We start from the raw sequence: 24017 nt of genomic DNA on the forward strand, positions 1-24017 counted from the left end.
GCATTGGTATTATTTTTGAATGCGAATTAAGCGTAGTGAATTTAGCACGACTAACAATGTTGCACCCATATCTGCAAAAATCGCAATCCATAATGTTAACCACCCTGGAATAATTAGTAGTAATGCTAAAATTTTCAACCCTAATGCAAACATAATATTTTCTTTAATAATTCGCAACGTTTTTCGACTAAGTCTTATTGTATAAGGCAACTTTCCAAGGTCATCAGCCATTAAAGCGACATCTGCTGTTTCAAGTGCTGTATCTGTCCCAGCTCCACCCATAGCAATACCTACAGACGCTGCCGCCAATGCTGGAGCATCATTCACTCCATCCCCAACCATTGCTACAAAACCATATTGCTGTTGTAATTCTTTCATTGCTTCTAATTTATCTTCTGGTAATAAGTCTGCTTTAATATCTGTTAAATGCAATTGTTTTGCAATGGTTTCTGCTGTTGGTTTTGCGTCACCTGTTAACATGACTGTATTCTTGATTCCAATTGATTGTAAATCCTGCAATACAGATCTACTGTTTGAGCGAACCTGATCAGCAATTGCAATGATTCCTAATAAAGTGGTTTTAGAAGCTGCTACAACAACTGATTTCCCTTCATATTGTAGTGATTCAACCTCTTTCAGAATATCTTTTGGTATGTCAGTTAATTCTTGAATCCATTGAACACTTCCAACAAAAATTTGTTGGAAATCTACTGTTGCGTACGCACCTTTACCAGTTACAGATTGAAAATCTATGCCTTTTTCTATGATAATCGAAGCATTTTCTGCATAATTTAAAATGGCTTTTGCTAAAGGGTGCTGCGAGCTATGTTCAACACCAGCCACTAATCTAATCAAAAGCTCTTCTGAAGTGCCTTGTAGGGCTAATATGTTTGTCACTTCTGGTACACCCTTTGTTAGAGTACCTGTTTTATCAAATGCGATGGCTTCGATATGTCCAAGCTGTTCAAGATGTATGCCACCTTTAATCAGCACCCCTTGTCTTGCTGCATTACCAATCGCAGTAACAATGGCTACTGGTGTAGAAATGACTAAAGCACACGGACATCCAACAACGAGTACTGCAAGCCCTTGATAAATCCAGTGATGCCAATCACCGACAATCAGTGAAGGTACAATTGCTACAATTATTGCAATAAGAATAACAGCAGGAGTGTAATATTTCGCAAATTTATCTACAAATTTTTGAGAAGGTGCTTTTTCTGCTTGGGCTTCTTCTACTAAAGTGATGATTTTTGCAATTGTTGTATCTTTCACGTGTTTTGTGACGTTAACTTCAAGTACACCTTCTTCATTTAATGTACCTGCGAAAACTTCATCTCCAACCGCTTTTTTGACTGGAATAGATTCGCCCGTAATGGGTGCTTGGTTCACTGTCGACATTCCACCAACGATTTCTCCGTCCATAGCAATTTTTTGTCCTGGCTTCACGATAAGGACATCACCTATTTGTACATCTTCTGTAGCTAATTCGACCAGTTCACCATTACGACGAACAAGCGCTGTAGCTGGTGCAATATCCATTAACTGCCGAATTGACTGTCTTGCCTTATTCATGGAATAGCCCTCAAGTGCCTCACTAACTGCAAAGAGAAAAACGACAACGGCTCCTTCTTTCCACTCACCAATAACGGCCGCACCGATGACCGCAATGGTCATTAATGTTTTCATATCAAATTCAAAATGGAATAAGTTTTTAAACCCATCTTTGAAAATAGTAAAGCCACCTATCACAATGGCGATAAAGAATAGACCAATCGTTGCTATGTGGTCCTCACCTTGCAATACACTCATTAAGTAACCTGCAATTACAAATAATAACGAAATACCAGCTAGAATATTTTCTTTTTTCATATAAAACGGAATATGCACTTCTTCTCTGGATGAAGCGGGCACTACTTTTATGCCATCAAATGCTCCCGCTTCACATAGTTGTTCAATTGAAGCATCACCTTTCACCGTCAGCTTAGCTGCTCCAAAATTTAATTGTACCTCTTCTACTGTAGGAATACTTTGTACATTTTTTTCGAATTTCATTGCACAATTAGCACAGGACAAATTTTGTAATCGATATTCTTGAGTGTTAGTTTTTTTCATTGCATGCGCCTTCTTTCGAATGTTCATAAGCAATTTCAACGAGCTGTTTAACATGGGAATCCGCTAATGCGTAATATACCATCTTACCTTTCCGGTGTGAATTTGCTAAACCATGGTCCTTTAGGTACCTTAAATGATGTGATGCTGTTGCATTTGATGATCCAATAACGGTTGCTACATCACAGACACAAAGTGATTCCTCAATAGTTAGAGCATAAGTTATTTTGAGTCGTGTTTCATCTGCTAATGCTTTAAAAAATTGAGCTAAATCTGTTAACTCAGGCATTTGATTTTGAACTCTTTCAACTGCCTCTTCATTTACTTTTGTGATTTCACATATTTCTTTATCCATATTTCTTCACTTCCTTCATTCAAATGTATGTTTGAGTGTTTTTGATAGTCTTAGTATAACTGTTTTCTATATGTTATTCAAATATCCGTTTGATTGTTAAAAAGAATTGAGAAAGAGTAACTAATTAGGTATATTGGTAAAAATAGCAAAAGGGGTGGTTCTATGAAAAAAGGGCACTGGAATCTGATTACAGATGTTCCGAATGTTCATGTTGGTCATGTTACGTTATACGAAAAATTAAACGAAGAGGATACGATTTGCACAGGGGTAACGGCTATTTTGCCACACGAAGGCAATCTATTTGAACAAAAGGTTCCTGCAGCAAGCTTTGTGCTAAATGGTTTTGGCAAAACTGTTGGACTTGTTCAAGTGGAAGAATTGGGTGTTGTTGAGTCTCCTATTATGCTTACCAATACATTTAGTGTGGCAGCCGTTTTAGAGGGCACTTTAGATTATATGCTCGAGCAAAATCCTAGCATTGGTGATTCAACCAGTTCTCTTAATATTATTATTGGTGAATGTAATGATAGTCATTTAAATAGCATGAGAGTTCGTGCAGTGAAGCCTGAACACGCTATATCTGCTATACATAATGCGAAACAAGCACCATTCAAACAAGGGGCTGTTGGGGCTGGAAAAGGGATGATTTGTTATGAACAAAAAGGTGGTATCGGGTCATCTTCAAGAATTGCCGAGCGAGATGGCGAACGTTTTACAGTAGGAGTGTTGTCACTCACGAATTTTGGCAATGCTGGTGAATGTCGTTTTGCAAACTGGCAGCAAGATTCTCCTATCGAAAAGCCTGATGGCTCCGTTATCATTGTCGTTGCAACTGATGCACTAGTTAGCGATCGCCAGTTAAAACGCCTTGCAAAAAGGGCTGCTATTGGACTTGGGCGCACAGGCACACATATTCATAATGGCAGTGGCGATATTATTATCGCTTTTTCAACGGCTTATACAATCCCACATCAATCAGCTTCTCCGATTGGCGAACCTGTAGCATTTGTACGAGATGATTCAAAATTAATGAATGATCTTTTCCAAGCAACCATTGAAGCTACTGAAGAATCTATTTACCAATCTTTATTACATGCTGAAACGACTGTTGGACGAAAAAATCGTGTTGTAAAGAAAGCTGAATTTAATAAAAAAAAGATTGGCTCATAGCCAATCTTTTTTCATATTATTTGCCATCCAAGTGTTACCAGGATAATCCCTGCAAATAGTGTTAAAACCGGATACAAGAATACACCACGGCCATCTTTTTCTTGTATCAATTTAACCGTATCAAATGCAAATGTGGAAAACGTCGTAAATGCTCCTAAAAAGCCAGTAGCAAAGAAAGCTGTGGATAACTGTTGGTCTACTGAGATATGAAGTGATAACCCCATTAGCAATGAACCAACACTATTCACGATAAATGTTGATACGTAATATGGCTGTTCTTTATGCTCCATCCATAAAACTATGCCATAACGTGCCGCAGCACCTATCCCACCACCTATAGCAAGTACAAGCCAAATCATCACCGCTCACCTGCTTTCTTTTTAGGCGCAGTTAGTAAAAAGCCAAATGATGCTAATACAATACATACTACGGTCATCATGATTGCATAAACAATCGCCATTACTACATTTTCTTGCATTAATTTAAACCAGTTTACTGAAAATGTGGAAAACGTTGTGAATGCACCGAGCATTCCAGTCGTCAAAAATAGCTTCCAACCTGAATACTGCGGAAAACGTGTGAATAAACCATTAAACACACCCATAACGAAACTACCTAAACCGTTTTCTATCCACAGCACCCATTCAGTTGGCGCGTTAAGAATGACACCATAACGCATCAAAGTGCCTAACATTCCACCTAGTACTACCGCTATCATATTTTTTAACACATAACGCACCTTCAATTTAACCCGATTTAACGAGCAATAAAAACTCCACTCTCCATGACTTACTCCTAGGTTATGTTGATGAATAGTAGATCAACACCCCGTAAAAGCCCGCTTGGTTTAGCTAACACACAAGATGGTGCGGAGTGTCCCCTTCTCAAGTGAAGTTTTTCTTTACTTCGCTTTCAATATTAGTATATAACCGTTTGATATCTTACCATTGATCACAGTTTCATGATATGTTCCTTTCACCCAATCGTCAACTTGATCATGATACCACTTGGATTTTAAATGTCCGCTTTGCCCTGGTCCAACGATATGATAGGCCTTCGATAAGTCACTTAAATCGGCTACAAATCGCCAGGATGCACCATGATTAACGATACCCGATTTATCTGGGGCAGCTGCCCGAACAGTCACCTTTGAACCCGATACTGGCATTTTCTCTGAATCTAGTAGATAAGCTAAAATTGGAGATGCAGAAGATAAAGGATGCTTGAATACAACTTGATGATAATCTCCCCACCGCCATTTTGTTAAATCATCTCCATAGGATTCTTTTATTTCATTTACTGTTTCTTGCAAAGCTTTCGTTACAAGTTCATCGACGCCACCAGCCTTATCAACAAATTCCCCTGGTTTCCCTTTATATGCTTGGCGTAACAATTCATCTGCAATATTATATTTTCCAGGCATCATGTCATAAACATCCGCAGGCATGGATTTCTTAAAGAGTTGCTTTTGAATATTAAGCATCCATAGATGGTAAACAAGTGGTGCGCCTTCGGAAATAGAATCTTGGTAATCCCAATCTTTCATTAATTTCACGACAGTCTTTAACTTTCCTTGCTTTTCAACAGAGTGAATCATATTAGGCAAAAATTCTTCCGCATATAAATTCTCCGTATCTAACTGCATTTTCTCCATATCTTCTACAGTGAAATCGTCTTTTTCCTCTAACATCCTTACGATTCGCTCATAGCGATATGGCTGTGCCCAAAAATCCGTAATATGATATGGATATCCACTACCTACTACCTTATTATTAGCTGTCGCGATATAACCATTCTCTGGATTGATGACCGTCGGTAATTTATCAAAATCAATATACCCTTTCCAACCATAATCTGCTGAATAACCTGGTACAGGGAATTGACCATCTCCTCTTTTGCGAATGGGAATAAGCCCATTTGCTTTATAAGCAATAGTTCCATCTTTTGCTGAAGCAAACACAAAGTTTTGAGCAGGTGCCTTGAAATCTCTTAGAGCTTTTTCAAATTCAGTCCAATTGGTAGCTCGGTCCATATTCAAAACCGCTTGTAATTCCTGGGTTGACTGTAAAGCCGTCCACTGCATTGAAAAGACAGCTGTTGGCTTTTCCTTTTTGAATGCCAGATTTGAAATAACAGGTCCATGTCTCGTAACAATGACTTTATAATTTACAGGCTTCTGGCCCTTTACTTTAATCGTTTCTTTCCGTACTTTTGCTTGCTCCCATTTGTTTTCATATTTGAATTGAGTCGGATTATCGGGATTTGGCATTTCAATATATAAATCCTGTACATCCGGTCCTACATTTGTAACGCCCCAAGCAATATCTTCATTATGTCCTAATATAATCCCTGGAATGCCTGCGAAAATAACTCCGCTTACATTTTGCGTTGGAGAAGTAAGATGCATTTGATACCATACGGAAGGTGTGCTTAATCCTAAATGTGGGTCATCTGCTAGTAATGGCTTTCCACTTTTGGTTTTTTCACCCGATATAACCCAGTTATTACTACCATTAAATTCATTTGGAATAAGTGACGAATCAAATTGACCAGATACTTTGACTGTATGTGCAAGGTTCTCCTCAATAATAGCTTTCGCGTTATCAGGATAATGGATCATCAGCTCTTGAACCTCGTCTGGAGATAAATTCGTTAACGCCCAATGCCTAAAAGCGAGCATATCCCAATTTCCCCCTAAATCATACGCCATGTATTTTCCAATAGTTAAGGAATCAATTTCTGTCCATGGCTCAGGTTCATACCCTAATAATTTAAACTCATATGGTAAGGTGCCTTCTTTTTTAGCTTGTTTGATAAAATCATTAACCCCTTCTGCATACCAAGCAAGCACTTGTTTCGCTTCCTTCGAATAGCCATCGTAAGACTTTTTGGCAGCATCCCTAAGACTGAAGGTTCTAAAAAATTTATCGGTCTTAAGTGTAGATTTGCCAACTACCTCTGATAGCATGCCGCTTGCTTGTCTTCTAGATAAATCCATTTGAAATAAACGATCTTGCGCTTGTACATATCCTTGTGCACGGTAAAGGTCTGCATCTGTTTTTGCATCTATATGAGGTACACCTTTTTCATCTCTCGTCACTTTAACATCTTGATCAATTCCTTCTAGAATAACTTCTCCTTCAATTTGAGGTTTAGATTTATCGATATAGTAATTGACATACCACGTCGTTCCAACTATGACAACAATCAGCGTACCAAGTGTATACAAGAGCCATTTCCATAATCGTCGTTTCCTTTTTTTCTCCATACGAATCCCTCCTAACTTCTCTATATTCGGAAGGGATTCGCTTTATCCCATAAAACAAAATAAAAAACACCCGCTTTTTATTAAAACGAGTGTTCAATATCTAACCGGTTGTTTTATTGTATTTCCAACATAATCGGGCAGTGATCACTACCTAAAATGTTGTCATGTATCTCAGATTTCCTGATTTTTTCCTGTAAGCGATTAGAAAGAATAAAGTAATCGATACGCCATCCAATATTTCGCTCGCGTACTTTATTCATATAAGACCACCAAGTGTAGTGATCCGTTAAATCTGGATATAAATAGCGGAATGAATCCGTAAAACCAGAATTCAATAATCTGGTCATACGGCCTCTTTCTTCATCTGTAAAACCAGAGTTACCTATATTAGCTTTAGGATTTTTCAAATCAATTTCTTCATGTGCCACATTTAAATCTCCGCAGTAAATAACCGGTTTTATGTCATCTAATGATTTTAAATAGGCACGTAATTCATCTTCCCAAACCACACGATATTCTAAACGTGCTAAATCTCGTTTTGAATTTGGCGTGTAGACATTAACTAAATAGAAATTTTCATATTCTAACGTAATAATACGGCCTTCTTCTTGTACATCCTCTTCACCTACGCCATATCTCACAGATAGTGGCTCATGCTTTGTGAATATAGCTGTTCCAGAATAGCCCTTTCGCTGTGCGTAGTTCCAAAATTGATAATAACCAGGTAACTCAATTTCTACTTGTCCCTCTTGGCATTTTGTTTCTTGAATACTGAAGAAATCTGCATCCATGTCATTGAAATAATCTATAAACCCTTTTTTCAAACAAGCACGAATCCCGTTTACATTCCATGATATAAATTTCATTGCTAAAATCTCCCTATGTAAAAAAATACGCCTTCCGTATATATTAACGAAAGGCGTCACTTTTGAAACGCTTCTATACTATAGTGTCTTATTTTTGTCAGTTGGTAAATCTTCCCCAACGATTTTAACTTCTGTTTCAAGATCAATATCAAATGTTTCTTTTACAACTCTTTGAACCATATGAATTGTATCAATGTAATCACTTGCGGTTGCATTGCCCTTATTAATGATAAAGCCTGCATGCTTCGTAGAAACTTCCGCATCTCCTACACCTTTACCTTGCAATCCGCTATCTTGGATTAGCTTACCGGCAAAATTACCCGGAGGTCGTTTAAATACACTTCCCGCTGAAGGATATTCAAGCGGTTGTTTTGATTGACGTTTGAAAGTTAAATCAGTAATCGTTGCATCAATTGTTTCTTGGTCACCTTTTTGTAATTCAAAAACAGAAGATAAAACATAGTAACCATTCTTAGCAATTATACTTTTACGATAGCCAAGTTCTAATTGTTCTTTTGAAAGTTCTAATATATCTCCAGTCGGTGTTAATACTTTACAACTTACGATGACATCTTTAATTTCACCGCCGTATGCTCCAGCATTCATCGCCATTGCTCCACCGATAGAACCCGGAATACCGCAAGAAAATTCAAGCCCAGTTAAAGATTTGGCAGCTGCTGCCTTTGAAACGTCTATAATAAGCGCTCCTGATTGTGCATAGACAGTTGTTCCGTCAATACGAATTTGATCCAGTTTTGAAAGATTTAAAACAATCCCTCGAATACCACCGTCTCTAATGACCATATTCGAGCCATTCCCTAATAAAAAGATTGGTACTTTGTGAAGATGTGCATACTTCACAACTTCAGATGCTGCTTCTTCTGTAGAGGGCATTACAAATACATCTGCATTGCCACCAAGTTTTGTCATTGTATAGTTTTTTAGTGGTTCATCTATTTTAACGTCTTGAGGATTTACAATTGTAGATAAATCTTTGACCCATTGTTCTTTCATAATGGAAAGTCCATTCCTTTCATACTTTCTTTTCCTTCATTAAGTATGAATATACAACGCCTTTTTTACAAGCAAAATTCACTTAAAGCCATCTTTTAGACCAAATTTCAATAGCATCTATCGCATCTTTTAAGCTTAATCCCATTTCTGTAAGACTATATTCAACACGAACTGGTACTTCTGTATAAACTTGGCGCTCTACAAGTCCCTCTTTTTCCAGTTCTTTTAAACGTTCTGACAGTAAACGACCACTAATAGGAAGTGCTGTTTCAATTTCGTTAAAGCGCTTTGGCCCTTCTAGTAATTCATATAAAATTAGACCAACCCACCGTTTGCCGATCAAATCCATCGCTTTAGATAATCGTGGACATAGTGCTGTTTCCTTCATATTTTTCACCTCTAATAACTATATTGTACCGACAATCAAAAAAAAAGTAAACTTTTCGTAACTTAATTACTTGACGTAATCAATTTACTGTTTTATAGTAAGTTACGAAAAGTAAGTTGAGAGAATTTGAGAGGAGGAACTACTTTGACATTCAAATTAGATCCTAATATGCAATTAGGTTATGTACAATTGCGTGTTCAATCACTTGAAACTCAAAAGAAATTTTATCAAGCATTGGGTTTCAATTTATTAAACGAATCAGATACTGAAGTTATCTTTGGTGCAGGAAGTTCTGAACCTATTCTTATATTAACGGTTAGTGAAGATGTGGTACCTAAACCACCACGAACTACGGGCCTTTTCCATTTCGCTATTTTAGTACCCAGTCGCGAAGATCTTGCATATATGGTGGGCAATCTTATGAAAATGAAAGCTCCATTTAGCGGCGCTGGTGATCACTTGTACTCTGAAGCATTCTATTTAACAGATCCTGAAGGTAATGGGATTGAGATTTACCGTGACAGACCACGAAGTGAATGGGCAATTAATGATGACGGTGGAATTGATACAGATACATTACCTGTCGATTTTAATGGCATTATGGCATTATTTGATTCTGAACGTGAATGGACAGGTTTTCCACGTGGCACTATTTTAGGACATATGCACTTAACTGTTTCTGAACTTAACAGCAACTTAAGCCGCTTCTATTTAGAAGCACTTGGTTTGGATTTAAAAACAAACTTTATGAACTCTGCTTACTTCATGTCAGCAGGCGGCTATCACCATCATATTGCAGCAAACGTTTGGAATGGTATTGGTGCACCATTAGCGCCAAGTATTGCAAGTGGTTTGATTAACTACTCTTTAATCCTTTCTTCAATCGATGAATTAAACAAATTGAAACAAAACTTAATTGAATGCCAAGTTTCATTTGAAGAGGTTGAAGGAAAAGTAATTGTTAAAGATCCAAATCATAACGGTATGATTTTTACAGTTAAAAATGCATGACTCACATCCCATTATTATCTTTAATTAATACATCTTGATTTCGAGATAATAATGTATTATGATATATATAACAAAACAAACATTCTTTAGGAGGAATTTTAAAATGACAAAATTTAACGTTGATGCAGCACACTCTAACTTAGGTTTCGAAGTAAAACACATGATGATTTCAAAAGTAAAAGGTGGATTCGATTCATTTACAGCTGATATTCATGCAAACCCAGAAGATTTAACTGGTGCATCTATCAAATTTGAAATCGATGTAAACAGCGTAAATACAAACAACGAAGATCGTGATAACCACTTAAAATCTGCAGACTTCTTTGATGCAGAGCAATTCCCTAAAATGACTTTCGTTGCAACTGACATCAAATCTGAAGGTGCAGGCGAATACAAATTAACTGGTGATTTCACTGTCAAAGACGTTACTAAACCTGTTACTTTTGAAGTTGAATACGGCGGTAAAGGTACTAACCCATGGGGCGTTGAAGTTGTAGCATTTGAAGCTACAGGTAAAATCAACCGTAAAGAATTCGGCTTAACTTGGAACGCAGCACTTGAAACAGGTGGCGTACTAGTTGGCGAAGATATCAAAATCAAAATCGAATTAGAAGCTAACCCAGCGTAAATAATTCTAAACGATTAGCCCACTCCCTATTGAGAGTGGGCTTTTTTCTTTGCATTAAATTGCAATCCAGCTTTTTATTGGCTCTCTGGGTTGAGTTATTCGCTCTCTAGGCCGGGTTATTCGCTCTTTTTTTAATTGTATTCGCCCTTACAACAATTTACGTTAAAAACTCCGCTTCTTCCGTTAAATTGTGCTAACTGATAGTTAACATAGACAAAAAATCCCGACGCACTAATTTGCGACGGGATTCATATTATTTCTTAATTATTAAGCTAAAACAGTAAGTTCTTTTAAACTTTTTGCTGCTGCTTTAACTTCTTCTAAACCATTAGCAATGATTTCTTGTGCTTTATCAGACATCGCATTGTGACCTTCGATAATTACTTCATCGATGATTTCCATACCGAATATGCCACCAAATACGTTACGCATGTAATTTACAGCCATTTCCATTGGTGCTGCTTCTGGAGTTGAGTAAATTCCACCACGAGCGTTTAAGAAAATTGCTTTTTTCTCTGGCATTAAGCTTACTAAGTTACCATTTTCATCATATTTGAATGCAAATCCTGCAGCAAATACATAATCGATAAATGTGTGTAATTTAGCAGGGATTGTTAAATTCCATAGTGGGAATGCAAATACAACTACATCAGCTGCTGTAATAGCATCCATTGCTTTTTGTTTTGCAGCAAGCGTGCGAGATTGAAGTTCTGATAATTCTTCGCCACTTTGCAATTTACCAAATGCTTCAAAAAGATCTTGTCCGAAGTATGGTGTATCTTCTTCGTACACATCATATACAGAAACGTTAAGATCTGAACCTTTTAGTTCTTCCATAAATGTTTCATACATTTTACTTGAAATTGCTTGGTCAGCAGGACGGTTATTTGCTTTTACTACTAATACGTTTGTCATAATCTCTACCACTCTCTTTTTAATAATCTAATTTTATTTATCTTCAATTCAAGATAATTTTATTTTAAAAGAAAACACATTCTAAGTCAACGAATGTGCTTTCATACTTTTGGCTGATATTTCCCCCTCATTAATGGGTAGTAAGATTATTACTTCAAGACTCGAGCAGGAGACACGAAGATAAGTAGACGGGCAACTCCCGTAATTGCCCGATTGGTTCAACTAACACTGAGTGAAGTTTCACTTTATAGTTCACATTTGCCGTCTGTGCAAATTCCTGAACCCTCTTGCCCCATCATTTTTAAGCTAGGTTGTAAGCCATCTTCTTCAGCAACTTGGCGAACTGCATTTTCAAAAACTTCCCCAGGCTGTGCACCAGAAATTGCATATTTATCGTTGATGACAAAAAATGGTACTCCTCGAACGCCTATTTGTGATGCTTTCTGAATATCAGTTAGTACATCTGTTGCAAATGTATCGTCGTTTAGGACATTTTCCACAGTTTTTCGATCTAAGCCCACTTCTACTGCTAAATCTATTAAAATATCTGTTAATCCGATTTCTTGTGTTTCAATAAAGTATGCTTGCATTAATCGTTCGCTCATTTCAGCACCCTTACCTACAGATTCAGCATATTTTGCAAGACGATGCGCTTTAAAAGTATTGGCTGGTTTCATGCGATCAAAATCATACGCTAATCCAACTTCTTGCGCACGTGCTTTAACACCTTCCGTTTGTACTTTCGCTTGTTCTAGTGATATACCATATTTTTCTGCTAGCTCTTCATAAATACTCTGTTCTGAAGTAGCTGGAGAATCTGGACTAAGTTGATAACTTTTAAATTCTACCTCTACTTGATCTTGAAAGCCTGTTTTTTTAAGTGCATTTTCTAATTCTCTTTTACCGATATAACAAAATGGACATACATAATCTGACCATATTTCAATTTTCATTTTTATTCACCTCTTGCATCTATTCTATCGGGCACTTTATTCATTGTGCAATTTTTCTGCTTTGTATAATTTTGTTCTTATTGCACATGCTACTCAAAAATAGTAGGAGATTCATCAATGAACTCATCTATCTGGTTGCAAAACAAACGAACCAATTCTAAACCATCTCTCGAGGAATCCATACAGACAGATGTTTGTATCATCGGTGGTGGTCTTAGCGGAATAATGACTGCTTATCATTTAGCCAAAGCAGGTAAAGAAGTCGTTTTACTTGAAGGCAATTCATTGCTTCACGGTGCGACCGGACATTCCACAGGAAAATTGACGGCACAACATGGTCCTGTTTATCAATCAATAATCGAGAAATTTGGGTTAGATTCTGCCTTACTTTATTATGAACTAAATCAAAAAGCAATTTCTTCTGCTTTTGATCTTGTAGACTCTTCTATCATTCAGCCTGCAACATCCTATTTATATACTTTAGAAGGAAAAAATATAAAGAAGCTAGAGGACGAATGGGCTGCTTATAAACAATTGCATATACCTGGAACTTTTGGTGAAAAGGGAGAAATACCATATGCAATGAAAGCATCCGTTGCTATGCTAGATCAAGCACAAATCCATCCAGTACTGTTTGGGCAAAGCATTATGGATATGGCTGTAAAGGCAGGCGCTAAGTTTTATGAAAATTCTCGGGTTCAGCATATTAATCTATCTAAACCCTATGTAGAACTTGAAAATAAGCAAACCGTTTACTGTAAAGATTTAGTTATTTGCTCTCATTATCCGTTAGAGGCTATCATCGGTTTGCAATTAGTAAAGCTCAAAATTAATCGTTCATACATTGTAGCTTTCAAAAGTTCTGAACCATATACAGGGCAGTATCTTTCAATTGATCAGCCTGGTAGATCAATACGTACAGTACAAATAGGTGGTGACAACTACACATTACTCGTTGGTTCATCACATCGAGCAGGTGCCTTATCAAATACAAATATTTTCTATGACGCCATTGAAAAAGAAGCTTACGAAAATTTTGCAGCTACTGATATTCCATTCAAATGGGCTGCACAAGATCCCGAAACGCCAGATTTGCTTCCTTACGTAGGGCAAATCAGTTCAAGTCATCCAAATATTTGGCTTTCTACTGGCTTTAGAAAATGGGGTATATCTAATTCACTGGTTGCAGGTCAAATTGTAAGCGATGGTATTTTAAGACGGCCTAATGCTGGGATTGAACTATATTCTCCAAAACATACGACAATTGGTGATGCTTTGTGGCAAGCATTAAAGATAGGTGGTCAAACGGCTGTAGATTTAATAGGAGGATATGTTACTAGGAGCTCCATGCCTAGATGCACTCATTTGGGCTGTAAAACAAGATGGAATGAAGCGGATGAAACGTGGGATTGTTCATGCCATGGCTCTAGATTTGCAAAAGACGGCTCTGTATTAGAAGGGCCCGCTGTAAAACCATTAAATTTAATAAAATGAAAAAGGCTGTCCAACTCGAATGATGAATTGGACAGCCTTTTCGGGATTCAATCATTATTTTAATGCATCAGTTAATGCAGGAACGATTTGTTTTTTACGAGATACAACGCCTTTTAGTACAACACGGTTGTTTTCTATAGAAGCGCCAAATGCTGGAGCTACTTTTTCTGCTACTTTACCTACTGGTACAGCTACTGAATCATTATTTAGAATATCCGTTACAACGAAGAAGAATAAATCCAAACCTTTTTCTTCAACTTCTTTATTAAGTAATGTTTCAAGCTCAGCTTGACGATCAAGAACATCGTTTACGTCAACAGCATTTACTTGTGCGATGACTACTTTATTATCACCCATAGAGAATTCTTTTGCATCAAGAGAAAGTAAATCTTCTAGAGATTTATCACTTAAATCAGCACCAGCTTTTAACATAGCAAGACCGTATTCTTCTGCATTAACACCAGCTTTTTCAGCAAGTTCTTTTGCAGCTTTTACGTCTTGTTCTGTGCAAGTCGGCGATTTGAATAATAATGTATCAGAAATGATAGCTGAAAGCATTAAACCAGCATAATTTGCAGGGATTTCAACATCATTTTCTTTGAAAATTTTATTTAGTATTGTCGCTGTACAACCTACTGGTTCTGCACGATAGTACAATGGATCCGCTGTTTCAAAGTTAGCAATACGATGGTGATCGATTACTTCTGTGATTTGTACTTCTGAGATATCATCTGCAGATTGTTGACGTTCGTTGTGGTCAACTAGGATTACTTGAGCAGCTTCAGGAGATACTTTTTCAACCAAGCGTGGTGCTTCGAATCCAAATTTTTCTAACGCATAAGCTGTTTCATTGTTTGGTTCACCTAAGCGAACAGCTTCAGCTTCGACTCCAATTTGTTGTTTTAAGTATGCATATACTAACGCAGATGTAATAGTATCTGTATCAGGGTTTTTATGTCCGAAAACAAGGACTTTACTCATTATAATTCCTCCTAAAATTTATCTACAATTTTCGATTTTATTTTATCACATCTAGTGATGAAAAAGAATGAAAGTTCCTTTTAGGACAGAGGATATCCACAAAGAGAACTTACTAGTCTAAAAAACAATGAAATGATTTTTCTATCAAGTGAATACTCCGTGAAAAAACAGTGCATTTCATTTTCATCCTATGTTAATATTTCTATATATTATTTATCAAAAATAAAGAGGGGTTTAAATGGAAAAAAAGATCGAAAAAAAATACATACCACTAGCTGCTTACTTTGAAGCAACCACAGAAGATAAACTTACCTTAACCTTCTCTGAAATTGAAACCATTATGGGCCAACCACTACCTAACGCCTCTTTTCTAAATAAAAGCTGGTGGAAGAAAACTAAGCCTCCATTAAAGCATTTTATTGCTTGGACTGATTACGGATATAATGTTTCAGATATTCAATTAGGCTATTATGTCACTTTCGAAAAAACTACTACAAATCTTGTTAATTCTGAATTATATCCATAATCTAGCAATCACCCTACATATATCATTCGTCCGATTGAAATAGATGATGCACGTGAAGTAATTGGTTTATATCAACAATTGTTTGCAGAATCTGACTACATGTTATACGGAAAAAATGATAATACGATTTCTGTACAGAGTTTCCGCAAACTTATTACGAAATGGAAGACTAGCCATTCTGGAACCATTTTAATAGCAATTATTAATGGTGAAATCGGTGGTGTTATTTCTATTTTAGGAAATAATGCACCTCGTTCAAAACATTGTGCTTCAATAATGATTGGCGTACTCGAAAAATTTGCTAACCAAGGTATCGGTACAGCACTAATGGGCGAAGCTGAAAAATGGGCACAAGCAATGAACATTACACGTTTAGAACTATCCGTTATTAAAACAAACAAAAAAGCCATTTCATTATACGAAAAATTTGGATTCTCGATTGATGGACAAAGAAATAAATCTATCAAAATTAATTCAGACTACGTAGATGAGCTTTATATGAGTAAAATATTTATCTAATTAATGGATTAAACAGCTGATTATTCATTTGCATATTAATGAATAATCAGCTGTTTTTAATTTCAACTATATTGATGCTGTTTCACCGTATAACGATCTAATGCAGAAAAATTGATACGATAACCAATGCCTGGTTCGTGTGGGATATTGATAAGTCCTTCTTTTACTTCGACTTTAGGCTCTATAATATCTTCCTCCCAATAATGGCTAGACCCTGCAGTATCTCCTGGCAATACAAAATTTGATAATGTTGTTAATGCTACCGCATGCGCTCGGCCTACACCGGCCTCCAGCATCCCGCCACACCAAACTTTTATATTATTTTCTTCGCATAAATTATGAATTCTCTTTGCTTCTGTTAAACCACCAACACGGGCATATTTTATATTGATTACCCCACAACTTTCTAGTTCAATGGCTGTTTTAGCATCATCGTATGAACAAATACTCTCGTCCAAACAAATGGGTGTTTTAATTTGTTTCTGCAATTTTGCATGTTCTAAAATATCATCTGCAGCAAGAGGTTGTTCTATCATTAATAAATTATATTGATCTAATGCTTTTAATAATGGAAGGTTCTCTAATGTATAGCACGAATTCGCATCCGCCATTAAAGGAACCTCAGGATATCGTTCACGTATTGCACGGATAAGAGAAATATCTAATCCTGGTTTTATTTTTACCTTAATGCGTTTGTAGCCTTCTTTTAATGCATGATCAATTTTTTCGTAAAGTTTGGCAGTTGTTGGTTGAATACCAATACTAACGCCTACTTCTACGGCCTTTCTCATTCCTCCTAAAGCTGTTGCTAGAGGTATTTTATTTTGTTTTGCATATAAATCCCACATTGCTGTCTCAATAGCAGCCTTTGCCATATTATTTCGACGAATCGAATGAAATATTGTGCTTACTTCAGATGGATGTCCTATTTCCTTATGCAATACCATTGGTATAAGAAAATCCTCTAATAGATGCCAGCTTGTTTTCATCGTTTCTTCTGTATACCAAGGTACCTCAAAAGCTACCCCTTCTCCATAGCCTGTTAAACCATTTGCATCTTTTACTTCTACAATTAAAAATTGTTTATCCTGTACGGATCCAAAGCTCGTTACAAATGGCGATTTCATACGCATTTTTAGTTGTCGAATGGTCACATGATCAATCTTCAACGTCACCACTCTCCTATAATCTCATTGTGTTATTTTTCGCTCCAATTTTGCATATTCAAATGCACATAAAACCGTTCGTGTTAAAATCTCTACTCCTGTAATTAATTGCTCTCTATTAAATGTCATGTTCGGATGATGCAAACCCGGCGTTAATCCACAGCCTAATCCTAACATTGTTGTCTTCACATTTGGTCGTTGCTTCGTATAAAAGTGGAAATCCTCTCCGCCTGGTGTAAAAAGAGGAGGGCGAACTTTTTCAGGTCCAACCGATTGTATAATTGCATGTTCTAAAATTTCCTGTGCATCCTCATCAACTTTTGCTGCAGCAATATCCGTTAAAACTTTTAATACTATATTTGCATCATATAACGTACTAACTGCTTCAACTATACGATGAATATCTTCCACAAGCACATTCATCCCTTCGTTTGTCTGTGCTCTTACATCTAGATTAATAAAAGCTTTTCCTGGAATTATATTTCCTGATTCTCCACCTGAATGGAATTTTGTTACCTTAACCGAATAAGGAATCATGGTGTCAATATGAATCGATTTCAATGCTTCAACTAAGCTACTACCAATTTCGATCGCATTTTTCCCCAAATGTGGTCTAGCTGCATGTGCCTCTACACCATAAATCTCAGCTGCAATCATCATTGATGCACCGTGATGTAATGCTGGTGAAAATGTGCCATCTTCAAGTTCTTGTATCGGTCTAACATGAACACCAAACAAATAATCTATATCATCTATAAGACCTTTTTCTACAAATGATAGGGCACCTTCTCCTTTTTCTTCAGCAGGTTGGAATAGTACTCGTAATGTACCATTAAATTGTATTTTAAGTTTTTTAATAAGTAAGAGCACACCAATAATCATCGTCATATGCCCATCATGACCACAAGAATGATTTGCTCGCATTTCTCCGTCCACTTCTTGCAATAGAGCATCCATGTCTGTACGTAAACCAATTACTGGCTTACCGTGACCAATTTCTACATATAATCCTGTGCTATTTGAAAAGGTATGCACCTCATAGCCTTCTTGCTTTAAAAGATTTGTGATATATGTTGTAGTATTATATTCTTGCCAGGCAATCTCCGGATTAGCATGTAAATACTCGAATATCTCTTTTAGCCTCGGCTCTATATCCTTCAATTGTGTTTTCATCTATAATCCCGTCCTTTTAAACATTTAGTAGCAATTTTATATTCCGACAAAGTTCTATATAATTAATTTATTATATTCTTTATCGAAAGTGGGTTACAATATGCAAGAAATAATAAAAGAAGTTTTAAAGTTCCGAAATGATCGTGGTTGGGCTGGTAACCATGACGTAAAAAACTTAGCTATATCTATTTCACTTGAAGCAAACGAGTTGCTTGAATGTTTTCAATGGACAACTGCTGAAGAATCCATTGAAAACGATAAACAAGCTATCGTCGAAGAAATGGCTGACGTCTTAATATATCTTATTCAGATGGCTGATTGTATGCACGTCGATTTAGAAAAAGCAGTGAAAGATAAATTGGTGAAAAACGCAATTAAATATCCAATACCTGAAAAAACGACAAAATAAGAAAATAGCTTGCTACATTTAAGTAGCAAGCTATTATTTTATTTATTTTCTGGACGAGCCACTTACGCTTTTACTATTATCCAGCTTCAGTGGCTAGCTTTTCGGGCCAGATAACCCTCCTCGGACGGGGCAAAAAGCGCCCCTCTGTCAGAGGAACATTTGCCTCGCATGGATGCGAGAGCATTCGACGTTGCCACACGATGTGGCGATCTTAGTCGAACTTCCTTACATAAAGCTGGACGAGCCACTTACGCTTTTACTATTTAAATGCTTGTGCAGCACGAATAGCTTTTTGCCAACCTGTGTATAATTCTTCACGTTTGACTGCAGTCATTTCTGGAATGAATTGTTTATTTAAATGCCAGTGTTTTGATATAGCATCTGTACTTTTCCAAAACCCAACAGCAAGCCCTGCAAGATAGGCAGCACCTAGAGCTGTCGTTTCATTAATGGTAGGACGTTCTACAGGTACATTTAGTAGATCAGATTGGAATTGCATTAAGAAATTGTTTGCTACTGCTCCTCCATCTACTCGTAATGTTTTCAGTGAGATCCCTGAATCAGCTTCCATAGCATCTAGTACGTCTTTTGTTTGGTAAGCAAGGGATTCTAATGTCGCACGAATGAAGTGTTCTTTTTGCGTACCACGAGTTAAACCAAATACTGCTCCTCTCACATCACTATCCCAATATGGAGTTCCTAAACCTACAAATGCAGGAACTACATATACACCTTCAGTAGAATCTACTTTTTGAGCGTAGCGTTCACTTTCATCAGCAGTACGGAACATACGTAAACCATCTCGTAACCATTGAATAGCTGATCCAGCAACAAAAATACTACCTTCTAATGCATAGTTTACTTTGCCGTCAACTCCCCAAGCAATTGTTGTTAATAGCCCATGTTCAGATTTAACTGCTGTTTCACCAGTATTCATTAACATGAAGCATCCGGTACCATAAGTATTTTTTACCATACCCTTTTCAAAGCATGCCTGACCAAATAACGCTGCTTGCTGGTCCCCTGCCACTCCTGCTATTGGAACTTGCTGACCAAAGAAATGCGTTGTACTTGTTGTTCCATAAATTTCTGAAGAAGGACGAACTTCGGGAAGCATTAAAGCTGGAATACCTAGAATTTCCAGTAATTCTTCATCCCATTTTAACTCATGAATATTGTACATTAATGTACGAGAAGCGTTGGTATAGTCTGTAACATGCACTTTGCCACCTGATAACTTCCAGATTAACCAAGTATCGATTGTACCAAATAACAGATCCCCATTTTCAGCTTTTTCACGAGCTCCTTCAACATGATCTAATATCCATTTTACTTTTGTTCCTGAGAAATAAGCATCGATTAATAAACCTGTCTTATCTCGGAACAAATCGTTATAGCCTTGTTTTCTTAACTCATCACAGATTCCTGCTGTTTGACGAGATTGCCATACAATCGCATTGTAAATAGGGTCTCCAGTGTTTTTATTCCAAACAACAGTTGTTTCGCGTTGGTTTGTAATACCAATACCTACAACTTGGTCAGCGCTTACATTCTTTTCTGAAAGAACACCAGCTATAACAGATAAAATAGAACTCCAAATTTCTTCAGCATTATGTTCTACCCAACCTGATTGTGGAAAGTATTGTGGAAATTCTTGTTGCGTTGTATGAAAGATATTACCTGATTGATCAAATAAAATTGCACGTGAACTAGTTGTTCCTTGATCTAAAGCCATAATGTATTTCTCAGACATAATATTACCCCCTGTTTATTTTCTACTTTTTTACTGTTGATTGATCACTTATAAATATTTCCAAATAATAGCAAGGGATATCCAAAACAAAATACTAGATTTATCTTTAGTTAGATAATGGGTAATTAATTGCTGGTATAGAATACTCAACATAATAATTTTATATTCCAGATCATCCATTGCATCCCAATGAGGTAAGTATACAAAATAAACAATTACTGTACCAAGAAAAGTACTGAGAATTTGAGCTAAGAATAGCTTATATGTACATGAAACTTCTTGAATCTTAACTTAAATCACAAAAGGCTCATTCATCTGCTAATTACAAATGAATGAGCCTTTTCTCAAACGAACTAACAAACTTATAATAAGTTCCTCATTGGGCAAGTCTGGTAAAAAAAAGCTATACATGAACGTTAGCGCTTTCTTCCGTTTTAGCGGCTTGTTTGCGTTCAATTCTTTTCACTAGTAAAACACTGATTTCATATAATAATATCATTGGGATAAGCAAAATTATTTGACTAAAAAAGTCCGGCGACGGTGTAACTAAAGCAGATAGAACAGCCATAATAACATATGCCCATCTTCTAATGTTCTTTATCGTATTAGAGTTTAAAACACCTATTGTTGATAAAAACATCGCAATAATCGGTAATTCAAACATCAAGCCAACGGGAACAGTAGTCATAATAAGAAAACTCATATACTGACTGGCTGAGACCATTATGTTAAAATTTGATTCTCCTATACCAACAAGAAAATCGTAACTTAATGGGTGTAGAACAAAGTATCCAAATGCAATACCCATCACAAATAATACAAGCATTACTGGAGAATATAATCCTAGAAATCCTTTTTCGTTTTCTTTCAATCCTGGTTTGATAAATGTCCATACAAAATGCATTAAGAATGGCAAGGAAAGGCCTAGAGCTAATGTTGTAGAAATCGACATATAGAATTTAATCACTTCAAGTGGCCCTAAAATAACTAACTTATGTCCTCTTGTTACGTATGGAAGCCATTTATTCACTGTTGATAATACAATGATGAAAAAGATAACAAAAATAGCAATACCTTTAATTAGTTGTTTTCTTAGATCAGCTAAATGTTCAACAAAAGCTTCACTCATTTCAGCTAAAGGATTATCATCTTCCACTTCTTTCTCCTGTTCATTTTGATTATTAGCAAGAGAGGTAGATTCAATTTCAGAAACTTCTGATTCAAAAGAAGTCTCATCCACTACTTTTTCTTTCTCTGTTTCTTCTAATTCATCTTCACTCATTATATCCAAAGGGCTGAGTACCTTTTTTGCATTTTCTTCATAAGGATCCATAAGAACACCCTCTAGTTAAATTTCCTTTTTATCAGAAGTTGATTTTTCTTTTTTTGTTTCGTCATCGTCGTCTATTAAACCCTGAGTTGACTTCTTGAATTCCGAGAAAGTTTTACCCACTGCGGATCCAATTTCAGGTAACTTCTTTGGCCCAAAAACAATTAAAACGATAACCAAAATAACGATTAATCCCGGAATGCCAATTGAACTAAAGCCCATGACAAATTCCTCCTTTTTCAGTAAATTAGTTTAATAACAAAAGCTATTAAACCAATGAACCACCTTTTTTAGAATATTTAATAATACCTTCCGCACATCGGAAAGATAAAGCACCCACTGTATCTGTTGGGTTATACCCTGAGTTATTTGCAAAAGCTCCAGCACCTACTGCAAATAAATTTTCACAATTCCAGTGTTGTAAGTAGTTATTTACTACACCCTCATCTGGTGTTTTACTCATAACGGTACCACCTGTGTTATGCGTAGATTGGTAAGGTGCGATATTGTAGTTTGTGAGCTCCCCACGAACTTCAACTTTTTTAGCCCCCATTTCTTTCAGGATTTCTCCACATTTATCAGAGATGAATTTGTGTAGTTTTTTATCTTGATCAGTGAAGTCATAGTTTACTTGTAATAATGGAACACCGTAAACATCTTTGTATCTAGTATCTAAAGTCAAGAAATTTTCTTTGTAAGGAATAGAAGCACCTTGACCTGCAACACTTAAAGAACGTGTATAGTTCATAATAGAATCTTTTTTGAATGCTGCTCCCCACGTTGGTGTATCAACATGAGTTGGGTTATTCCCAATAGGACGGAGACCTAATTGTGTTAACGCAATATTTGCACCATGGATAAATCCAAGTTTAGAATGATCGAAATTATCACCATTAAAGTCATCTAAACATTCACCTAGTGAGCCTGCTCCCATAAATACGTTGAATTGTTCATCAAAGAAGCCTGATGCTCCCGGCATTATTTGGTAGCAATAGTTACGTCCAAGTGTACCTCTACCAGTAGCTGGATCATACATCGTACCAATTTTGGATACCATTAATAATTTTGCATTGTTCATCATATATGAAGTTAGGACAACCACGTCTGCAGGTTGAATATATTCCTCACCTGTAACTGTATCTATATATCTAACACCTGTTGCTTTTCCACCTTTAGTGAGAACTTCAACAACATTCGAGTCAAAACGAATTTCATATTTGCCCGTTTTTAAAGCAGCTGGAATAACAGCTACTTCCGGGGAAGACTTTGCACCATATTCACAACCGAATCGTTCACAGAAACCACAATATTGGCATGCGTTAATGGTTTCTCCATATATATTTTTGTATGGTGCAGACAAGTTTGCTGAAGGCATCATGTATGGGTGATACCCTAACTTTTGCGATGCCTTTTCAAATTTTTGGAGTAGTGGCGTTTTCTTCATTGGTTTGTTTGGATATTTATCAGAACGTTTTGGCCCTAGAGGGTTATCTTCACCACTAACCCCAGCAGTTTTTTCAAACTTATCAAAGTATGGTTCCAATTGATCATAATTTAGACCCCAGTCTTGATATTGGTAGCCTGGCCCTAAGAAATTTTTTCCATATTTTTTATCCGTCATCGTTTTGATTTCAAAGTCATATGGCAAAAAGCGAAATGTTTGTCCATTCCAGTGAGTACCCGATCCACCTAGGCCTTCTCCAAGTAAGAATGAACCTAATTGGCGCATTGGTAACGCTTGTTGTTTACGATTGTTACGGAAAGTAACCGTTTCTTTCGATAAATCTTGCATTAAATCATAACGAATTGCATAACGGTATTCATCATGCACGTTAGCAAAGTTTACAGTCCCACGTGATTTACCTCTTTCAAGTCCTACAACTTTTAAACCTGCTTTGGTACACTCTGCAGCAACAATCCCCCCTGTCCAACCAACTCCAACAGTAACTACATCAACTTTTGGCATAGTTTTCGCCATTGTTACAA

At 36.6% G+C, this 24017-nt stretch carries 24 protein-coding genes; 7 read left to right on the forward strand and 17 right to left on the reverse strand.

Features of this window, described 5'->3' with window-relative positions; all coding sequences use genetic code 11:
- Nucleotides 1-9: 9 nt before the first annotated feature.
- Both Q8X41_RS11030 and Q8X41_RS11035 read right to left on the reverse strand, forming a co-directional pair.
- Entirely contained in the window at nt 10-2115 is a 2106-nt protein-coding gene (locus Q8X41_RS11030) for a heavy metal translocating P-type ATPase (RefSeq protein ID WP_397536393.1), read from the reverse strand.
- Nucleotides 2102-2467 (reverse strand): ArsR/SmtB family transcription factor, encoded by a 366-nt coding sequence (locus Q8X41_RS11035; RefSeq protein WP_397536394.1) that lies wholly within the window; start codon nt 2465-2467, stop codon nt 2102-2104. The genes Q8X41_RS11030 and Q8X41_RS11035 overlap by 14 nt, the downstream gene beginning before the upstream one ends.
- A 162-nt stretch (nt 2468-2629) precedes the next feature.
- On the opposite strand from Q8X41_RS11035, the gene Q8X41_RS11040 reads away from it, so the two are divergent.
- Nucleotides 2630-3637: a P1 family peptidase gene (locus Q8X41_RS11040; protein ID WP_397536395.1), complete on the forward strand. Its 1008-nt coding sequence runs from the start codon at nt 2630-2632 to the stop codon at nt 3635-3637.
- Nucleotides 3638-3648: 11 nt separating this feature from the next.
- Here the strand turns inward: Q8X41_RS11040 and Q8X41_RS11045 are convergent, their stop codons facing one another.
- From Q8X41_RS11045 to Q8X41_RS11070, 6 genes are all read right to left on the reverse strand, one after another.
- Entirely contained in the window at nt 3649-3996 is a 348-nt protein-coding gene (locus Q8X41_RS11045) for a fluoride efflux transporter FluC (protein ID WP_397536396.1), read from the reverse strand.
- Complete coding sequence (locus Q8X41_RS11050; RefSeq protein WP_397536397.1) at nt 3996-4367, reverse strand: fluoride efflux transporter FluC; 372 nt, start codon at nt 4365-4367, stop codon at nt 3996-3998. Before Q8X41_RS11050 ends, Q8X41_RS11045 begins: the two co-directional genes overlap by 1 nt.
- 171 nt (nt 4368-4538) lie before the next feature.
- A complete protein-coding gene (locus Q8X41_RS11055) occupies nt 4539-6905 on the reverse strand; it encodes a penicillin acylase family protein (protein WP_397536398.1) in 2367 nt (788 codons plus the stop codon).
- A 113-nt stretch (nt 6906-7018) separates the two neighbouring features.
- Complete coding sequence (locus tag Q8X41_RS11060; protein WP_397536399.1) at nt 7019-7771, reverse strand: exodeoxyribonuclease III; 753 nt, start codon at nt 7769-7771, stop codon at nt 7019-7021.
- Between the two features lie 78 nt (nt 7772-7849).
- The gene (gene murB, locus Q8X41_RS11065; RefSeq protein ID WP_397540250.1) at nt 7850-8788 is read right to left on the reverse strand and encodes a UDP-N-acetylmuramate dehydrogenase; all 939 of its coding nucleotides are present in this window, start codon (nt 8786-8788) and stop codon (nt 7850-7852) included.
- Nucleotides 8789-8867: 79 nt separating this feature from the next.
- The gene (locus Q8X41_RS11070) at nt 8868-9173 is read right to left on the reverse strand and encodes a winged helix-turn-helix transcriptional regulator (protein WP_397536400.1); all 306 of its coding nucleotides are present in this window, start codon (nt 9171-9173) and stop codon (nt 8868-8870) included.
- Nucleotides 9174-9317: 144 nt separating this feature from the next.
- On the opposite strand from Q8X41_RS11070, the gene Q8X41_RS11075 reads away from it, so the two are divergent.
- Both Q8X41_RS11075 and Q8X41_RS11080 read left to right on the forward strand, forming a co-directional pair.
- The gene (locus Q8X41_RS11075) at nt 9318-10184 is read left to right on the forward strand and encodes a VOC family protein (RefSeq protein ID WP_397536401.1); all 867 of its coding nucleotides are present in this window, start codon (nt 9318-9320) and stop codon (nt 10182-10184) included.
- A gap of 103 nt (nt 10185-10287) precedes the next feature.
- Complete coding sequence (locus Q8X41_RS11080; RefSeq protein WP_397536402.1) at nt 10288-10812, forward strand: YceI family protein; 525 nt, start codon at nt 10288-10290, stop codon at nt 10810-10812.
- 267 nt (nt 10813-11079) lie between these two features.
- Here the strand turns inward: Q8X41_RS11080 and Q8X41_RS11085 are convergent, their stop codons facing one another.
- Together Q8X41_RS11085 and Q8X41_RS11090 are read right to left on the reverse strand one after the other, a co-directional pair.
- Complete coding sequence (locus Q8X41_RS11085; RefSeq protein WP_397536403.1) at nt 11080-11727, reverse strand: FMN-dependent NADH-azoreductase; 648 nt, start codon at nt 11725-11727, stop codon at nt 11080-11082.
- Between the two features lie 245 nt (nt 11728-11972).
- Nucleotides 11973-12680, reverse strand: coding sequence for a DsbA family oxidoreductase (locus tag Q8X41_RS11090; RefSeq protein ID WP_397536404.1), 708 nt, complete (start codon nt 12678-12680; stop codon nt 11973-11975).
- 117 nt (nt 12681-12797) lie between these two features.
- On the opposite strand from Q8X41_RS11090, the gene Q8X41_RS11095 reads away from it, so the two are divergent.
- Complete coding sequence (locus tag Q8X41_RS11095; protein WP_397536405.1) at nt 12798-14174, forward strand: FAD-dependent oxidoreductase; 1377 nt, start codon at nt 12798-12800, stop codon at nt 14172-14174.
- Between the two features lie 54 nt (nt 14175-14228).
- On the opposite strand, the gene Q8X41_RS11100 is transcribed toward Q8X41_RS11095, so the two are convergent.
- A complete protein-coding gene (locus Q8X41_RS11100; RefSeq protein WP_397536406.1) occupies nt 14229-15155 on the reverse strand; it encodes a manganese-dependent inorganic pyrophosphatase in 927 nt (308 codons plus the stop codon).
- 238 nt (nt 15156-15393) lie between these two features.
- Between Q8X41_RS11100 and Q8X41_RS11105 the strand changes: the two genes are divergently transcribed.
- Both Q8X41_RS11105 and Q8X41_RS11110 read left to right on the forward strand, forming a co-directional pair.
- Nucleotides 15394-15681 (forward strand): hypothetical protein, encoded by a 288-nt coding sequence (locus tag Q8X41_RS11105; protein ID WP_397536407.1) that lies wholly within the window; start codon nt 15394-15396, stop codon nt 15679-15681.
- 33 nt (nt 15682-15714) lie between these two features.
- Complete coding sequence (locus tag Q8X41_RS11110) at nt 15715-16200, forward strand: GNAT family N-acetyltransferase (protein WP_397540251.1); 486 nt, start codon at nt 15715-15717, stop codon at nt 16198-16200.
- Nucleotides 16201-16262: 62 nt separating this feature from the next.
- On the opposite strand, the gene menC is transcribed toward Q8X41_RS11110, so the two are convergent.
- Together menC and Q8X41_RS11120 are read right to left on the reverse strand one after the other, a co-directional pair.
- Nucleotides 16263-17369 carry an o-succinylbenzoate synthase gene (menC, locus tag Q8X41_RS11115; protein WP_397536408.1) on the reverse strand — a complete coding sequence of 369 codons (1107 nt, stop codon included), beginning with the start codon at nt 17367-17369 and terminating at the stop codon, nt 16263-16265.
- Between the two features lie 21 nt (nt 17370-17390).
- Nucleotides 17391-18539, reverse strand: a complete 1149-nt coding sequence (locus tag Q8X41_RS11120) for a M20 peptidase aminoacylase family protein (protein WP_397536409.1) — start codon at nt 18537-18539, stop codon at nt 17391-17393.
- Between the two features lie 100 nt (nt 18540-18639).
- On the opposite strand from Q8X41_RS11120, the gene Q8X41_RS11125 reads away from it, so the two are divergent.
- Nucleotides 18640-18948, forward strand: coding sequence for a nucleotide pyrophosphohydrolase (locus tag Q8X41_RS11125; protein ID WP_397536410.1), 309 nt, complete (start codon nt 18640-18642; stop codon nt 18946-18948).
- A gap of 259 nt (nt 18949-19207) precedes the next feature.
- Here the strand turns inward: Q8X41_RS11125 and glpK are convergent, their stop codons facing one another.
- The 4 genes from glpK to Q8X41_RS11145 form a co-directional block, all read right to left on the reverse strand.
- Nucleotides 19208-20701 (reverse strand): glycerol kinase GlpK, encoded by a 1494-nt coding sequence (gene glpK, locus Q8X41_RS11130; protein ID WP_397536411.1) that lies wholly within the window; start codon nt 20699-20701, stop codon nt 19208-19210.
- A gap of 403 nt (nt 20702-21104) precedes the next feature.
- Nucleotides 21105-22034 carry a twin-arginine translocase subunit TatC gene (tatC, locus tag Q8X41_RS11135; RefSeq protein ID WP_397536412.1) on the reverse strand — a complete coding sequence of 310 codons (930 nt, stop codon included), beginning with the start codon at nt 22032-22034 and terminating at the stop codon, nt 21105-21107.
- Between the two features lie 15 nt (nt 22035-22049).
- A complete protein-coding gene (gene tatA / locus Q8X41_RS11140; protein ID WP_397536413.1) occupies nt 22050-22253 on the reverse strand; it encodes a twin-arginine translocase TatA/TatE family subunit in 204 nt (67 codons plus the stop codon).
- 46 nt (nt 22254-22299) lie between these two features.
- A complete protein-coding gene (locus Q8X41_RS11145) occupies nt 22300-24009 on the reverse strand; it encodes a GMC family oxidoreductase (RefSeq protein ID WP_397536414.1) in 1710 nt (569 codons plus the stop codon).
- Between the last annotated feature and the right edge of the window lie 8 nt (nt 24010-24017).

This window comes from Rummeliibacillus pycnus, assembly GCF_044359855.1.
Lineage (GTDB): Bacteria > Bacillota > Bacilli > Bacillales_A > Planococcaceae > Rummeliibacillus > Rummeliibacillus pycnus_A.

Bases quoted from the DNA above. Each gene is read 5' to 3' on its own strand.
- Q8X41_RS11030 (WP_397536393.1), bottom strand. From the start codon at position 2,115: ATGAAAAAAACTAACACTCAAGAATATCGATTACAAAATTTGTCCTGT.
- Q8X41_RS11035 (WP_397536394.1), bottom strand. From the start codon at position 2,467: ATGGATAAAGAAATATGTGAAATCACAAAAGTAAATGAAGAGGCAGTT.
- Q8X41_RS11040 (WP_397536395.1), top strand. From the start codon at position 2,630: ATGAAAAAAGGGCACTGGAATCTGATTACAGATGTTCCGAATGTTCAT.
- Q8X41_RS11045 (WP_397536396.1), bottom strand. From the start codon at position 3,996: ATGATTTGGCTTGTACTTGCTATAGGTGGTGGGATAGGTGCTGCGGCA.
- Q8X41_RS11055 (WP_397536398.1), bottom strand. From the start codon at position 6,905: ATGGAGAAAAAAAGGAAACGACGATTATGGAAATGGCTCTTGTATACA.
- Q8X41_RS11060 (WP_397536399.1), bottom strand. From the start codon at position 7,771: ATGAAATTTATATCATGGAATGTAAACGGGATTCGTGCTTGTTTGAAA.
- Q8X41_RS11070 (WP_397536400.1), bottom strand. From the start codon at position 9,173: ATGAAGGAAACAGCACTATGTCCACGATTATCTAAAGCGATGGATTTG.
- Q8X41_RS11080 (WP_397536402.1), top strand. From the start codon at position 10,288: ATGACAAAATTTAACGTTGATGCAGCACACTCTAACTTAGGTTTCGAA.
- Q8X41_RS11085 (WP_397536403.1), bottom strand. From the start codon at position 11,727: ATGACAAACGTATTAGTAGTAAAAGCAAATAACCGTCCTGCTGACCAA.
- Q8X41_RS11090 (WP_397536404.1), bottom strand. From the start codon at position 12,680: ATGAAAATTGAAATATGGTCAGATTATGTATGTCCATTTTGTTATATC.
- Q8X41_RS11095 (WP_397536405.1), top strand. From the start codon at position 12,798: ATGAACTCATCTATCTGGTTGCAAAACAAACGAACCAATTCTAAACCA.
- Q8X41_RS11100 (WP_397536406.1), bottom strand. From the start codon at position 15,155: ATGAGTAAAGTCCTTGTTTTCGGACATAAAAACCCTGATACAGATACT.
- Q8X41_RS11105 (WP_397536407.1), top strand. From the start codon at position 15,394: ATGGAAAAAAAGATCGAAAAAAAATACATACCACTAGCTGCTTACTTT.
- Q8X41_RS11120 (WP_397536409.1), bottom strand. From the start codon at position 18,539: ATGAAAACACAATTGAAGGATATAGAGCCGAGGCTAAAAGAGATATTC.
- Q8X41_RS11125 (WP_397536410.1), top strand. From the start codon at position 18,640: ATGCAAGAAATAATAAAAGAAGTTTTAAAGTTCCGAAATGATCGTGGT.
- glpK (WP_397536411.1), bottom strand. From the start codon at position 20,701: ATGTCTGAGAAATACATTATGGCTTTAGATCAAGGAACAACTAGTTCA.
- tatC (WP_397536412.1), bottom strand. From the start codon at position 22,034: ATGGATCCTTATGAAGAAAATGCAAAAAAGGTACTCAGCCCTTTGGAT.
- tatA (WP_397536413.1), bottom strand. From the start codon at position 22,253: ATGGGCTTTAGTTCAATTGGCATTCCGGGATTAATCGTTATTTTGGTT.
- Q8X41_RS11145 (WP_397536414.1), bottom strand. From the start codon at position 24,009: ATGGCGAAAACTATGCCAAAAGTTGATGTAGTTACTGTTGGAGTTGGT.